The following is a 15,590-nucleotide window of genomic DNA, read 5'->3' as shown; positions in this document are numbered from 1 at the left end:
ATTCAAGTTGATTACACCTTTTTTTGCTAACTTTAGACATGTAACAAAAACGAACAAAAACATGGCTTTTGATATTGAAATGATAAAAAAGGTGTACGTTAAGTTTGAAGAGCGTGTAAACGCCGCAAAAAAACTTACAGGTAAACCGTTAACACTTGCTGAAAAGATTTTATATGCACATTTATGGGATGGAAAAGCAACGACAGCTTATAATAGGGGAGTTGACTATGTAGATTTTGCTCCTGATCGAATTGCATGTCAAGATGCTACAGCTCAAATGGCTTTGTTGCAATTTATGCAAGCAGGAAAGAAAAAAGTAGCAGTACCTACCACGGTACATTGTGATCACTTAATTCAGGCGAAAGTAGGAGCTTCTGTAGATTTGCAAACAGCATTAAATAATTCAAATGAGGTGTTTAATTTTTTAGAATCGGTTTCTAATAAATACGGAATTGGATTTTGGAAACCCGGAGCAGGAATTATTCATCAAGTAGTATTAGAAAATTATGCTTTTCCAGGAGGAATGATGATTGGTACCGATTCGCATACAGTAAATGCAGGTGGACTAGGAATGGTAGCTATTGGAGTAGGGGGAGCTGACGCTGTTGATGTAATGGCTGGGATGCCTTGGGAACTAAAGTTCCCTAAGCTAATAGGAGTAAAGTTAACTGGTAAATTATCAGGTTGGACAGCACCAAAAGATGTAATTTTAAAAGTAGCTGAAATTTTAACTGTTAAAGGAGGAACTGGAGCAATTGTAGAATATTTTGGACCAGGCGCTACAGCAATGTCTTGTACTGGTAAAGGTACTATTTGTAACATGGGAGCAGAAATAGGAGCAACGACTTCTACTTTTGGTTATGACGATTCTATGGAACGTTATTTACGTGCTACAGATAGAGATGATGTGGCTGATGAGGCAAATAAAATTAAAGAATATCTAACGGGAGATCCAGAGGTATATGCAAATCCAGAACAATATTTTGATCAAGTAATTGAAATAAACTTATCTGAATTAGGACCTTTATTAAACGGCCCTTTCACACCAGATTTGTCAACTTCTGTAGGTGAAGAAATGACAGAAAAAGCAACTGCAAATGATTGGCCATTACAAGTAGAATGGGGATTGATCGGTTCTTGTACCAATTCATCTTATGAAGACTTGTCAAGAGCATCTTCGGTTGCGCAACAAGCTTTGGATAAAGGATTAAAAACAAAAGCAGAGTTTGGAATTAATCCAGGTTCAGAACAAGTACGTTATACCGCCGAAAGAGATGGAATTTTACAGGTTTTTGAAAAATTAAATGCAAAGATTTTTACCAATGCTTGTGGACCATGTATTGGGCAATGGGGACGTTATAAAGATCCGAAAAATGCACCAAAAAATTCAATAGTGCATTCATTCAATAGAAATTTTGCCAAGCGTGCCGATGGAAACCCAAATACACATGCCTTTGTAGCTTCACCAGAATTAACTGCTGCGATTGCAATTGCTGGACGTTTAGATTTTAATCCGTTAACAGATAAACTAATCAATGAAAATGGAGAAGAGGTAATGCTAGACGAACCTACTGGATGGGAATTACCACCAAAAGGCTTTGAAGTAGATGATAATGGATATTTAGAGCCTATTGCAGATGGAAGTGGAGTAGAAGTTGTGGTAGACCCTAAATCTGAACGATTAGAACTGTTAACACCATTTACGCCAATTGGAGATGAAATAAAAGGAGCTAAATTATTAATCAAAGCTTTTGGAAAATGTACAACAGATCATATTTCTATGGCAGGACCTTGGTTACGTTATCGTGGACATTTAGATAATATTTCTAACAACTGTTTAATAGGAGCAGTAAATGCGTATAACAAGCAAACCAACTTTGTAAAAAGTCAAATTACAGGAGAGTATGACGCAGTACCTAAAACTCAAAGAGCCTATAAAGAGGCAGGAGTTAAAACTATTGTAGTGGGTGACCATAACTATGGTGAAGGATCTTCTCGTGAACATGCAGCTATGGAACCACGTCATTTAGGTGTTGTAGCGGTATTGGTAAAATCATTTGCTAGAATTCATGAAACGAATCTTAAAAAACAAGGAATGTTAGGGTTGACTTTTGCAAATGAATCAGACTATGATTTGATTCAAGAAGATGACACATTCAACTTTTTAGATTTACATGAGTTTGCTCCAGGAAAACCATTAACTATTGAAGTAGTGCATGCAGATGGATCTAAAGATACTATTATCGCAAACCATACCTATAATATAGGACAAATTGAATGGTATAAAGAAGGTTCAGCATTGAATTTAATTAAGAAACAAAACGTTTAATTTTCTAGATATCAAATATTTTCTAAGGAAAGTGCAGTTTTTAGCTGCACTTTTTTATTTTTGGGATGAATGCTAATTCTTAAATAATACTTTTTGAAAAAATTAAAAATCCCTCATGCCTTAACCTTATTGTTTGTAATAATATTATTGGTTTCGGCACTTACACATATTATTCCGGCAGGAAAGTTTGAAAGAGTTTTAATGGAAGGTAGAAATAGAGTTATTCCTAATTCATACGGAGTTATTCAAAGTACACCTGTTAGTTTTTTTGATATTTTCAAAGCAATTCCTTTAGGTTTTAAAACGGCCGTAAACATTATTTTTATTGTATTAGCAGGAGGAATTATGTTTGGTATTATGGAAAAGACACAAGCCATAGAAAATGCGGCAGGAACTTTAGTAAAGAAATTAGGGAATGAAAGGAGATATCTTATCGTATTCTTAATCACTTTTTTTTATGGTTTCTTAGGAATTTTTGTGGGATACGAACACAATATTGCGATGGTGCCGCTAGCGGCTGTATTAAGTATTGCTATTGGAGGAGATTTAATCTTAGCAGCAGGTATTTCTGTAGCAGCAATTACAGTGGGCTTTGGATTATCGCCTATTAACCCGTATACAGTAGGAATTGGTCATAAAATTGCAGAATTGCCTTTGTTTTCAGGAGCTGCATTACGAACTATTTTGTGTTTACTGGCATTAGGTATTTTAGCGTTGTATAATATTCAATACTTAAAGAAAATCTCAAATAACCCAGATAAATCTTTGGGAAAAGGACTGGATGAAAACGGAATTAAACTATCAAAATCAATTTCAGAATATACGATAACTAGAGATAATTATTTGGTATTATTCATTTTCCTAATCGGTTTAGGGGTAATACTTTGGGGAGTATTTCAACATAACTGGTATTTTATAGAACTTTCAGCAGTGTTTTTAATGATAGCAATTGCAAGTGGTTTAGTTTCTAGAATGAATCCAACAGTTTTTAGTGAAACTGTGTTAGAATCGGTAGCTAAAGCAGCTCCAGGTGCTTTCATGGTTGGTTTTGCAACGACTATAAAAGTACTTATGGATATGAGTAATATTAGTGATACCATATCTTTTGAAATGTCGAATCTTCTCCAAGGCTTACCTCAATATTTTGCCGCTGTAGGAATGTCTATTTCTCAAGGAGTAATCAATTTGTTTATTCCTTCTGGTAGCGGACAGGCATTAGCTACCTTACCAGTAATGATTCCTTTAGGGGAAGTATTAGGCTTAACTAGACAAACTACCATATTGGCCTTTCAAATAGGTGATGGAGTTACCAACTTAGTAAATCCAACTTTAGGTGGATTGATAGCCATGTTGAGTATGTGTAGAGTTCCTTTAAATAGATGGTTTAAATTTATTTTGCCATTGGTGATGATAATATTAGTACTTTCATGGACTATTTTAACTATTGCTACTTTAATAAATTATTAAAATGACAGCCAAAGAGATCTTAGCAAAACTTGTAAGTTTTGATGTATTGAGTAAACAAAATAACTTATCCTTAGTAAATTGGATTAGTGATTATATAAGAAAATATGATGTAGAAACAGTGTATGTGTATAATGAAGAAAAAACGCAAGCGTCATTACACTGTAGAATTGGTCCGGCTCTAGATGGAGGAATCATTTTATCTGGTCATACAGATGTAGTACCTGTAAAAGGACAACCTTGGAATACAGATCCTTTTGAATTGATTGAAAAAGACGGTAACTTATACGGAAGAGGTGCCTGTGATATGAAAGGATATTTGGCCTGTTTTTTATCTGTATTACCACAAATGGTTGCAGCCAATTTATCCGTGCCTATATATTTTGCAATTTCTTATGATGAAGAAATTGGCTGTTTAAGAGCACCTGAGTTGGCAGAGGATATCAAATCTTATTATTCAGAAAAACCAAAATACGCCATTATTGGAGAACCATCAATGATGCAACCTATTGTTGGTCAAAAAGGAATTTTATATGTCGAAACACATGTAAACGGAAGTCAGGGGCATAGTAGTAGAATAGAGAAAGAGGTAAGTGCCATTCACGAAAGTACAAGGTTAATTCTTTGGTTAGAAAATAAAATGAAAGAATTGGCTAGGCGGAATACAAATGAATCTTTTTTACCACCTCATTCAACTATGCATGTTGGGCAAATAAAAGGAGGAATAGCAACCAATGTTGTTGCAGGAAGTACTACTTTTCAATGGGACGTTCGATCGATTCCTGAAGATAATATTATGGATATTGTAAATGAATATCAAGAATATTGTGATGAACTTCAAAAAGAAAAGAGAAAACAGTTTCCTAGTTTTAAAATAGAAAACACCTTATTACATCCGCCAGTTCCAGGGCTTCAAACAGATGAAAAAGCATCTATCGTAGATCTTATAGGAGAAGTAACAGGAAATACAACGCCTAGTTATGTAGCCTATGCTACTGAAGCAGGTCAGTTTGCAGAGGCAGGCTTCGAAAGTATTATTTGCGGACCTGGTTCCATAGAACAAGCACATAGGGCCAACGAATTTGTATCTATAGAACAGTTGGAGTTTGGTGTCCAAATGATAGAAAATATAGTTAAAAAAATAAGTATTTAAAACTCTGGTAAACACCAGAGTTTTTTTGTAATGAATTTTAACCTTTTTCGACATACCATAATAAACGATTTAACTATGAGAGGTATTTGGTACTTAGAAGAAGTTAATTTATTTAAAATACTTTGTCCACATAAATACTCCCAGTTTAAGACTGGACATGAGTTCAATACCTATAAGAAAAGAGATTATATCTATTTTGAAGATGATGCTGCTACTAAATTATATTTGATAGACGAAGGAAAAGTAAAAATTGGATACTATACAGAAGAAGGTGAGGAGGTTATAAAAGCAATTTTGACCAAAGGAGAATTGTTTGGAGAAAAAGCAATTTTAGGAATAGAAAGAAGGAATGAGTTTGCTCAATCTATAGATAATCAAACACTTATTTGCCCAGTGTCAAAAGACACGATGTATGATTTAATGAGGGAGAATGCATCTGTAAGTTTTAAGATTTACAAGTTTATTGGGCTTCGAATAAAAAAGTTAGAAAGAAGATTACAACTCCTTTTGTTTAAAGATACCAAAACACGATTGTTAGAGTTCTTTAAGGATCTTTGTGAGGAATATGGATATGAGTGCCCTGAAAATGGAGATCATGTCATAAAACACCCATATAATCAAAAAGACATTGCTACCTTAATTGGAACTTCGCGTCAAACGTTAAATACAATGATGAATGAGTTAAAACAAGAGAATATCATTGATTTTAACAGAAAAGAAATAAGACTTCGAAAAATTATAGCATAAGTGTCATCTAGCTGACATTTTAAGAAAAAACTCAGTGCTAACTTTGTTTTTGTATAACTAAAAATACAAAAACAATGAAAAAAACAATTTTAGGTTTAGCTGTATTAAGTGCGCTAATCTTTACAGCTTGTAACGATGATAATTTACCGACAACGAGAATCGTTTCTCAATCATTTGAAAACCTTCCTAATTTAGGTGATAATTACGTGTATGAAGGATGGTTAATTGTTGGAGCGGAAAAAATTTCAACAGGAAGATTTTCACATACTGAAGGAGAAAGTCATGCAAGTGGAGCAATTGATAGAGCTAAAGTTGATGCGGCAACAATGTATGTACTAACTATTGAGTCAACAAATGAAACAGGAGATGATTTAGCAAATCCTAGTGGTTGGATTTTTTCAAAAGGTGTATTTAATGGAAATTCAGCAAGTCCTTCGACTGATGATGCTCTTTATGCAGCAGGAACTAATTTAGAAACAGCTACAGCACAAGCATTTTTAAAAGCTCCATCAGTAGGAACTGTAGGAAGTGATGCCAATGGAATTTGGTTTATAAATGCGCTACCTCCAACAACAGGAGGGTTTAGAAATTTACCAACTTTAGCCGATGGTTGGATTTATGAAGGTTGGGTAGTTGTTGACGACAAAAATGGAAACAAAGCGCCAGTTTCAACAGGTAGATTCTCTGATCCTAATGCCGCTGATGTAAGCTTCTTTGGAGCTGCGAACAACAATGAATTTAAAGGTCCTAATGGAGTTCCACCATTCCCAGGAGAAGATTATATAGCTGATCCTAATAGTAGATATCCAAACATTGATTTTCCAATTGATTTAACAAGTGCTACTGTGGTAATTTCTATTGAGCCAACAACAAATGATGCGCAAGCTCCATTTGGATTAAAACCATTTGTTCAAGCATTAAACAATCAAACAGTTAGTGTTGCTTTTGCTGTAAATAATGAGTATGCCAGTAAAGCAATTTCAGGTACTGTGACGAGATAATTTCATATGGGTTTTCTAAATTCTTTAGAAATTCAGATATTTGAACCGCCTAAAAAGAGGCGGTTTTTTTTATGAAATATAGACTACTTACAAAAGAACAATTTGAAAGCTTGCATGAGGAATTTGCACGTTTTTTAGCTTCACAAAGCATTGATAAAAAGGAATGGGAGGAACTTAAAAAAGAAAAACCTCAAGTAGCAGAAGATGAAATGAAAGTGTTTAGTGATGTTGTTTGGGATGATGTATTAACAAGAACAAATTACTTAGAACACTTTTCTCCGAAAGTTGTAAACCTATTCAAATGCGAAGAGGAAGAAATCAAACGTATTGTAATAGAACTTAAAAGAGATATCAATGTGTTAGAACAAGAAGGGTATGAGTGGTTGTTAAAGAACCCTCAAGATAGATCTGTAGAATACCTTCAGGGTTCAAAAAAATATACTGAAGAAAGAAATGTTGAAGTATTCGATTTAATAGAAAAAGGTAGCAACATTTCTAAAGGTGAATTATTCGAATATTTTAATCGATTAATAAATCAATAAGCTTTTTAGTACCATTACTAGCAGTGTCTTCAATAATAGTTAAGTTATTGAAGGCATTTTTGTTTACACTAGGTTTGGGATCAATAAAATAAATCGGTGTATTTGGTTGAATGTAATTAACCAACCCTGCCGCTGGATATACCTGCATTGAAGTTCCTATAATTACTAAAACATCAGCTTTTTCTACAATTTCAATAGCAGTTTCTATCATCGGAACGTCTTCACCAAACCAAACAATGTGTGGACGAATTTGTGCTCCATCTTTCGTTAAGTCTCCTAAAAAAATATCTTTTTTCCATTCAAAAATGTCATTGATGTCTTCTGAACTTCGAGCTTTTAATAATTCTCCATGTAGGTGTATCACATTGCAACTTCCTGCACGTTCATGTAAATCATCAACATTCTGAGTAACAATATGCACTTCAAAGTTTTCTTCTAATGAAACTAAGTTTTTGTGTCCTAAGTTTGGAGTTACGGTTAATAATTGTTGACGACGTTGATTGTAAAAATCTAAAACTAAAGTTGGATTTGCAGCAAAACCCTCTGGAGAAGCTACTTCATAGATATCATGACCTTCCCAAAGACCATCTGCATCTCTAAAAGTTTTAATACCACTTTCTGCGCTCATACCAGCTCCTGTAAGTACAACAAGTTTTTTCATAGATAAATTTTAAGAAATTAATAATCTTGAATCTAAAATATATAGTATGTTGTTTAGAACATACTGCATTGTTATAGCAAGTTTAAGAAAATAAAAGCTTGTTATCGTTGGTATAACTAAAAAAAGTAAATTTTACTATGTTTGCGATATGATGGATAAAAACTTGTTATCTTTTTTAGAAGGATACGTAACTGATCGAAGAAAACAGAAGTTTAGAGAGGTGTTAGGGGAGAGAACTCGGCATTTTGCTGTGGTGGTAGAAAATATTTTTCAGCCACATAATGCAAGTGCAGTGATTCGTAGTTGTGATGTTTTTGGAGTACAAGATGTATATTCTATTGAAGATTATAATATAAACAAAGTATCAAGAAGAGTAGCCAAAGGAAGTCAGCAATGGGTAACTTTGAATCGATATAAAGAAGATGGAAATAATGCAGCGGTTTGTTTTCAAGATTTAAAGGAAAAAGGCTATCAGATTATTGCTACTACACCACATACAGATTCTTGTGTTTTATCTGATTTTGATATTACTAAAAAGACAGCTTTTGTTTTCGGATCTGAAAAAGAGGGAGTATCTGATTATGTAAAAGAGCAAGCTGATGGATTTTTAAAAATTCCGATGGTAGGTTTTACCGAAAGCTTAAATATTTCAGTTGCAGCAGCGATTACTTTACAAGATGTGACTAGTCGAATGAAACTTCAAAAAAACGATTGGCAGTTAGAAGAGAATGAAAAGGAAGTATTATATGCCGAATGGATTGAAAAATCAATAAAGAATTTAGATAAATTAAAGAAACATTATCAAAAAGAAAACGAGGCTGAATAGCCTCGTTTTTTTATGATTAAAAGTTGTTTCCTGGAGTTTCAGGACTTTGAGCTTGTGCTTTCTGTGGATTCAAAATCAAATAAGTTCCTAAAGCTGTTAAAGCGGTATATTTTCCATATGTACCTAGCCTTTCTAAGGCTTCTTTTCGGGTGATTTTATTTCCTTTATGTTTTATATTTTGGTTGCTCATTGTGTTATTTTTTAAGGATAATTTTTTTGGTTTTGGTTCCAATATTTGTTTCTAAGCGTATTACATATAATCCTGTTTCTACAGATGGTAAATCAATAGTATTGTTACCAGTTCCTTTAAAATGATGTGTATATACGACAGCACCTAAAGTATTGTACATGCTAAGCTTGAAGTAGTTTCCATATATTCCTTTTACAAATAATTGATTGTTTACATTATAAATCGCAATATCTGCCAATGTTACTTCTGGAATTTCTACTTGAGCTTTCGTATGTAAGTATAATCTTCCAACACTATTGGTTGCTTTTCCAATGGTCAATGAATAGTCTTCTTCATTTAAGTTGATGAACTTTCCTAATTCTCTATCCTCTAAATACATTTCTACACCTACTGGTAATGAAACTCCTTTTCCTGATATCGTTGCAACTGCTCCTTCTTTAGCTTTAATTCCTACTGGAATGATAGAAGTCTCCTTTGATTCATTAGGCAAAGACTGATACGTAAAATTCTTTTCTGATGAACCGTCTAGTAATCGTGTATAAATATCCAATTCAGCTCCATCAAAGTTTCCTACGTCATATCCTGCATCTAATCCTTTGGTAGCATTGTTTCTATAAGTAATGCTTGTATTTACTTGAACTCCTTTAGAAGCTATAGATAACTCAATTGTTGGAACATTGGAATTCTTCCCAAAAGTTCCCCCTGTAGCCGGTTGCACCATTCGTTGTGCTTGTTTAAAAGTCATGTTACTAGCACCACCCGTTGTTTTTACAAAGAATCCTTGTCCTGGAGCTAATGAGCTTTCTTCACTTACCAAAGTTTTAGCAGTATATTTACTTTGTGTATTATCCCATACATATACTCCTACATAGGTTGGATCAAAACTAGCTAAGTTATCATTGATAAAATTAGTTCCCGAATTTTCATTGATTGGTAAAAATGCGGTATATGGATTTCCAACTGCGTTCCATTCCGATACTACAACTGATTTGTTTACATCTGCTGTTTCAACAGTTCCTGTAAAACTTACCGAACCATTGCTTGCTCTAGAGATTGCGTAACTTTGTCCCTTTGCGAAAGTAATACTATTCGAGGCTAAATCATCTACCGTATAATATACCCATTTGTCTCCCGCTGACCTACTGTCATCATAATATCCTACGGCGTATCTATTTGGTGTTACTGTAGTATTTACTCGAATATTATTTGCTGAATTTTCAACAAAGTCTTTTATACTCTGACCAGATACTGGTGCAGCGACAACACTCCATTGATTAGCAATCAATCCTCCACGCTCATAAGTTACTTCTCCGTTCGAGGTACCTTTTACCACCAAACTAGCACTATTGGATGCTGTGGATGTCATGGTAAAACTTCCGTTATTAGTGAAGTTTCCTTCAACCATTACACTTCCGTTTGTATTGATGTCAAAAGAAGAAAGTGATTCAACAGTTAAATCATTTATTTGAACAGCGCTGGTTACTTCTGGTGTATTGGTAACATTTGGAACAAGTACACTTTGAGTAGTAAGCGGTTGTAGGTTGGTAGACCAATTTCCATTGGTGGTCCAACTTGTATTTACACTTCCGTCCCAAGTAACTTGTGCTGGATGTACTACATTTACCGTTCTAATTACTTCAACAGCAGCGTTTCCTGAAACACCCGTAGCGTTATAAGTAATACTATAACTTCCAATAGCATCAACAAAAGCACTTGCGTCAATAGTCACACTAGAACCATCGTTTACACTAGCTCCCAACTCTGTATAACCACTACCTAACGCAATATTTTGTGGGTTGTCTCCTGTTAATGTGATAACTGGTGTACCACAATTATCAGTAATATCTTGAGCACTATCCCAAGAAGTTGGATTGGTTCCGAAAAAAGATAGAGTAGAAGAACCGTTACCATTATGGACATAGTTGAATAAACCACATAAACTTGTCGTATTGGCTTGATTTTGGATAATCAATGAATTAGTTACATTTTGTAATCCAAACAAATCAATAGTTAATAAAGCATTATTGTTTCTAATAGTAGAATTTGTACTTGTTAATTCTGTAACATTTTGTAATGCACTTATATCTGCAAGATTTCCATTAAAGCTAATACCTAAAATACCAATAGATGTTAATGATTCTAAGAAAGAATTATCGAATGTTGTAATCAATTCATTTTCAGAAATACTTAATGAATTGATAGACGTAATAGATAATTTAGGGAAACCTTCTAAACTAGTAACCAAATCACAATCAGATAGATTAAAACTTCCCAAAGTAGTTAATTCATCAAATCCCTGAAGGTTATTTAAATTAACGAGATCTCTTAGTAAAAGTTGACCATTAATACTTGTTACATTTTGAAGGAAACTTAAACTGTTTATTCCTATGTCATCTATACTCAAATTACCACCTACAGTTGACAGGGCTGCTGTATTTATGGTCGTTAATTGTCGACAATAGTCGATTGATGCATTGTTACTGATGCTTGTTAGTTTAGGTATACTTAAGGTAGTTAAAGCGTTACAACCACCAATATTAAGACGACCTGTAATAGTAAGTAGTTCTGGAGCGGTTATGGATTGTAAACCATTCATATCTGCAATTAGAAAATTTTGGGTACTTTCTAAAAGAGGTAAATTAAGACTCGTCATTCCTCCTCCATTATTATTTATTCTAAACTCTCCACTTACTTGAGTTAATTTTGGAATTGAAATAGAACTTAATGAGCTATTGAATGTAATGGAAAGTTGAGAACTCATAGTTTGTAATTCATCCAAAGCAACCGTTGATAATGTTGAGTTATTTGTGATAGCTATACTTGAAATAGAAGTAAGTTGATTAAGAATTGAAATATCTGTTAGTTGGTCTAGATTGTTTACCTCAAAACTTCCTCCCAAACTTGTTATACTTGATAGACTCCCTAATGATGTTATGTTTGACATATCTTTAAATGTCATATTACCTCCAATAGTAGTTAAGTTTGAAAGCCCAGATAAATCATTGGAAATATTTCCTTCTAAATTTAGGTTACCAGAGATGGTATGAATTTTAGAAAAACCTGATAAATCGGTAATAGTCCCATTAATAGTAACATCTCCTTCAATGATTCCACAATCACCTAAAGTTGCTGTAAAAGTATCCACTTCAGTTTGTGTAGTTAGTGTAACATCACCAATGATAACACAATCACAACTACTTGAAACATTATTTGAAGAAGCATCAATCCAGTTACTCGTAGCACCTGTTAAAGCAAAATTACTTAAAGTACCATCAAAACTGTTTGAAGAACTATCATTTAAAGTAGTTAATCCACTATTATCTGCGTCTGAGATTCCAGCATTAAAATTATAACTAGCTATTAAATCGTTTTGTGACATGTCTGCAGTACAACCATTTAATTGTCCCACTTCATAAGCACTCAATGTTTTTGTCCAGATACGTAATTCATCTAGCTGCCCATCAAAATAACCACCTGTATCTCCACTTGGAGTATCAGCAGCGGCATATCCTAATTGAATGTTAGCAGTGGTGGTAGTAGCTGTAGGAGTTCCAACCCAACCAGTTGATCTTGCTAAAGTACCATCAATATAACATCGAGCATTGCCCGAATTTAATGTAATTGCGACATGATGCCATTCGCCATCATCCACTTTAGTAGCAGGACTCAATAAACGAGTAATATAATTGGAAGCACTTGCATAGTAGTAAAATTCTATTCTACCTCCATCAAGATTAATTCGCCATCCGTTGTTTCCATCGGGTGTAAATTTATTGATAACACCACCAAGACCATCTGTGGTTTTAATCCAAAAATCAACTGAAAAATTAAGGTTGTTTTGAGTGTTATTGTGCGAAATAGTTACTAAATCATTGGAACCGTCAAAATCTAAACCGGTTCCTGGAGGAATACCACTTCCTTGGATGGTATAACTATAGGTAGCTTCATCACAGTCATCACTACTAATAATCACTGTAGCTGTTTTTGTTCCGCCAGAAGTAGGTGTAAAAGTTATGATTAATGAAGCTGATTCTGTAGCAGGGATTGCATTATTACTCGGGTTTCTAGTAATTGAAAAATCTCCAGTATCACCAGTAAGTACAATACCACTTACATTTAACGCAGCCGATCCATCGGAATTTCGAACAAAGAATTTCATTTCTTTTGAGCTACCAACATTGACACTTCCGGCGTTCGTGTTATCTCCAGTTATAGGAGTGGTATCTCCATTTAGGATATCATTACCTTCACCTTGAACCTTAATTTCTGGGATAGCTACTGAACAAGAGCTTGAAATATTATTAGTAGTAGTATCTACCCAATTGGAGCTGGTACCTGTTAAAGAAAAGTTTGTTAGCGTACCATCTAAATTGTTAGAAGTTTCATCATTTGCAGTTGTTTTAGATGAATTATTAGCATCTACACTTCCTTCATTTAGTTGATAGTAGGCAACTAATCCCGATTCATTTCCTGCCAATTCACAACCACGCTGAGCATTTATTTCATCTAAACATAATACTCGAGACCAATAACGTACTTCGTCTATTTCTCCATTAAAATAAACGTTATTAAATTTAGAATATCCTATAGAAAGTGATTCTGTATTTGTTGGAGTTTCTGGAATATTACTAAACGTAATTTCATTGTCTAATACACCATCTATATAGAAAGTTATCTTTCCATTTCCAAAGGCTATCGCAACATGATGCCAGTTTCCATCATTAAGTCCAGAAGTGTTCGATAAACTAGTTGTTTCACTATTTGGTACCGCGTACTCAAATCGTAACACCCCTGAGCTATTTAAATGCAAAGAAAACCCATTAATTCCTGTAGCATCATACTTAGCTATAATTGATTGTCCGGCTGTGGTAGACGATGTTTTAAAGTACGTTTCTATTGTAAATGTATTTGTATTAAAAGAACTATTATGACTAATGCTAACATGATCATCTGTTCCATCAAAATGAAGCCCTGTTGCAGGAGTGTATCCTGTACCTTCTATAGCAAAAGTGAAAGTTCCATCGTCACAATCATCATTTGAAATTTCAACAGTTGCTGCTCTATTTGCATTTGCTGAAGGAGTAAATAATATACTTAAGTTTCCTGAAGCCCCAGCCGCTATTGTTGTAGGTGATTCAATAATAGAGAAGTCTGAAGAACCATTAATAGTAATATTAGATATATTTAAACTAGCAGTTCCCGAATTATTAATTGTATAATCTGCAGGTTCTGCTTGTCCGAATACTACATTTCCAAAAGAAGTATTGTTTGGTGACACAGTATCTGTACTTCCATTTGTAATTGTATTGCTATTGGAAGTAATTCTTATAATTGGTTCTGTGTAAGTACTACAAGTTCCAGTAAGTCCATTTGCACTCGCATCTATCCAGTTTGAACTTGTTCCTGTTAATCCAAAATTATTCAAAGTACCTTGAGGAGGAATCCCCGAACTAACGGTATGTTTTGGATCAAGAATAGAAAACATTGGAAAGTTATTTCCGTTTACCTGACCATTATTAAAAGTGTAATAAGTAATTAAATTATCTTCACTCCCTGTAAGTTGACATTTAAACTGATTAGAAATTCTACAACTTGATAAATCAATGTCCCAAACACGAAAATCATCAATTGCTCCAGCATAATATTGTCCACCACCCGTTGCACTACCGATAGTTAAATTATTACTACTATCAACAATTGCTTCTGAAAGAGTAAGCGTATTATTATTAGTTCCATCAATAAAAATCTGATAATTATTTCCATTATAAACAATAGCAATATGCTGCCATTGATTGTTTACAATAGGAGATGTCATAAGAGTTTTAACACCACTTGAAGTAAAAAAGGTAAAATTCAATTGTGAAGAAGTATCTATACGCAGATTATACCCAGAACTCCCACTCATATTATCAAAAATGAAATGTTCTTCGGTACCCGAAATTTCTGGTTTTATCCAAAATTCTAAGGTGAAATTACCACCATTTATACTATAATTACCATTGTTAAATGTAATATTATCATTTACACCATCAAAGTGTAATCCACTTCCTTGTTCGTAAGCGGTTCCTTGAATAGCAAATGTAAAAGTACCGTTGGTAGCATCGTCACTTGAAATGGTTACAATAGCATTTTTAGTACCAACGGTTTGGGGGGTAAATTTAATAGTTAACATTTCGTTTCCACCGGGAGCAACCATAGTAGGTGGAGTACCTTCAATTTCAAAGTCGCTAGCGTTAGCTCCAGTAATGGTAATACTTGAGATATTGAGTATTTCTACAAAATTTGCGTTTTCAATTGTAAAAGTAGAAATGCTTGTTTCTCCTGCAGCCGTACTCATAAAAAGAGTACCATCTGGCTCAGATACATTTGTTTGTCCGTTAGTAAATGGACTCCCCATTGGATCTAGTCCTTTTACTCTAATTTCACCGGCAAAATCTTTTGTTGGTTCCTTGTGTTTACTTGCGTATATATTTTCTGAAAGGAAAATACATGCAATTGCATATAGGAATGTTAGTAGTGAGAGGAAAGTTTTTTTCATAAAAAGAAGTTTGGTAGACTTTATTAAACTTATAAATTGTTTTATCATACAATGGTACAAAACAGATTTTGCAGAGAGCTGTTTTTGATGGTTACAAAAAGTTTCATCCCTTTATTTTAAAGAAGTTAAGGGTGTTTTA

Annotated in this window: 10 protein-coding genes; 7 read left to right on the top strand and 3 right to left on the bottom strand. The window is 34.0% G+C overall.

Going from position 1 to position 15,590, the window contains the following annotated elements; all coding sequences use genetic code 11:
* Positions 1 to 61 precede the first annotated feature (61 nt).
* From Q0873_RS17080 to Q0873_RS17055, 6 genes are all read left to right on the top strand, one after another.
* On the top strand, positions 62 to 2,329 hold the full coding sequence (locus Q0873_RS17080) for an aconitate hydratase (protein WP_299109670.1): 2,268 nt from the start codon (positions 62 to 64) through the stop codon (positions 2,327 to 2,329).
* 93 nt (positions 2,330 to 2,422) lie between these two features.
* On the top strand, positions 2,423 to 3,796 hold the full coding sequence (locus Q0873_RS17075) for a TIGR00366 family protein (protein WP_299109668.1): 1,374 nt from the start codon (positions 2,423 to 2,425) through the stop codon (positions 3,794 to 3,796).
* A 1-nt stretch (position 3,797) separates the two neighbouring features.
* Positions 3,798 to 4,946 carry an acetylornithine deacetylase gene (argE, locus tag Q0873_RS17070; RefSeq protein WP_299109665.1) on the top strand — a complete coding sequence of 383 codons (1,149 nt, stop codon included), beginning with the start codon at positions 3,798 to 3,800 and terminating at the stop codon, positions 4,944 to 4,946.
* Between the two features lie 75 nt (positions 4,947 to 5,021).
* The gene (locus Q0873_RS17065; RefSeq protein WP_299109662.1) at positions 5,022 to 5,693 is read left to right on the top strand and encodes a Crp/Fnr family transcriptional regulator; all 672 of its coding nucleotides are present in this window, start codon (positions 5,022 to 5,024) and stop codon (positions 5,691 to 5,693) included.
* A 74-nt stretch (positions 5,694 to 5,767) separates the two neighbouring features.
* Positions 5,768 to 6,694 (top strand): hypothetical protein, encoded by a 927-nt coding sequence (locus Q0873_RS17060; protein ID WP_299109660.1) that lies wholly within the window; start codon positions 5,768 to 5,770, stop codon positions 6,692 to 6,694.
* A 71-nt stretch (positions 6,695 to 6,765) separates the two neighbouring features.
* The gene (locus Q0873_RS17055) at positions 6,766 to 7,236 is read left to right on the top strand and encodes a DUF6495 family protein (RefSeq protein WP_299109657.1); all 471 of its coding nucleotides are present in this window, start codon (positions 6,766 to 6,768) and stop codon (positions 7,234 to 7,236) included.
* Here Q0873_RS17055 and Q0873_RS17050 read toward each other — a convergent pair.
* On the bottom strand, positions 7,214 to 7,897 hold the full coding sequence (locus Q0873_RS17050; RefSeq protein ID WP_299109655.1) for an NAD-dependent deacylase: 684 nt from the start codon (positions 7,895 to 7,897) through the stop codon (positions 7,214 to 7,216). The genes Q0873_RS17055 and Q0873_RS17050 overlap by 23 nt on opposite strands.
* Before the next feature lie 148 nt (positions 7,898 to 8,045).
* Between Q0873_RS17050 and Q0873_RS17045 the strand changes: the two genes are divergently transcribed.
* Positions 8,046 to 8,723 (top strand): RNA methyltransferase, encoded by a 678-nt coding sequence (locus tag Q0873_RS17045; RefSeq protein WP_299109653.1) that lies wholly within the window; start codon positions 8,046 to 8,048, stop codon positions 8,721 to 8,723.
* 16 nt (positions 8,724 to 8,739) lie between these two features.
* On the opposite strand, the gene Q0873_RS17040 is transcribed toward Q0873_RS17045, so the two are convergent.
* Positions 8,740 to 8,913 (bottom strand): hypothetical protein, encoded by a 174-nt coding sequence (locus Q0873_RS17040; protein WP_299109651.1) that lies wholly within the window; start codon positions 8,911 to 8,913, stop codon positions 8,740 to 8,742.
* A gap of 4 nt (positions 8,914 to 8,917) precedes the next feature.
* Complete coding sequence (locus Q0873_RS17035) at positions 8,918 to 15,451, bottom strand: LamG-like jellyroll fold domain-containing protein (protein WP_299109649.1); 6,534 nt, start codon at positions 15,449 to 15,451, stop codon at positions 8,918 to 8,920.
* Positions 15,452 to 15,590: the final 139 nt, after the last annotated feature.

This window comes from uncultured Tenacibaculum sp. (assembly GCF_947498805.1).
Taxonomy (GTDB): Bacteria; Bacteroidota; Bacteroidia; order Flavobacteriales; family Flavobacteriaceae; genus Polaribacter.
This window is presented reverse-complemented; position numbering and strand designations above follow the sequence as displayed.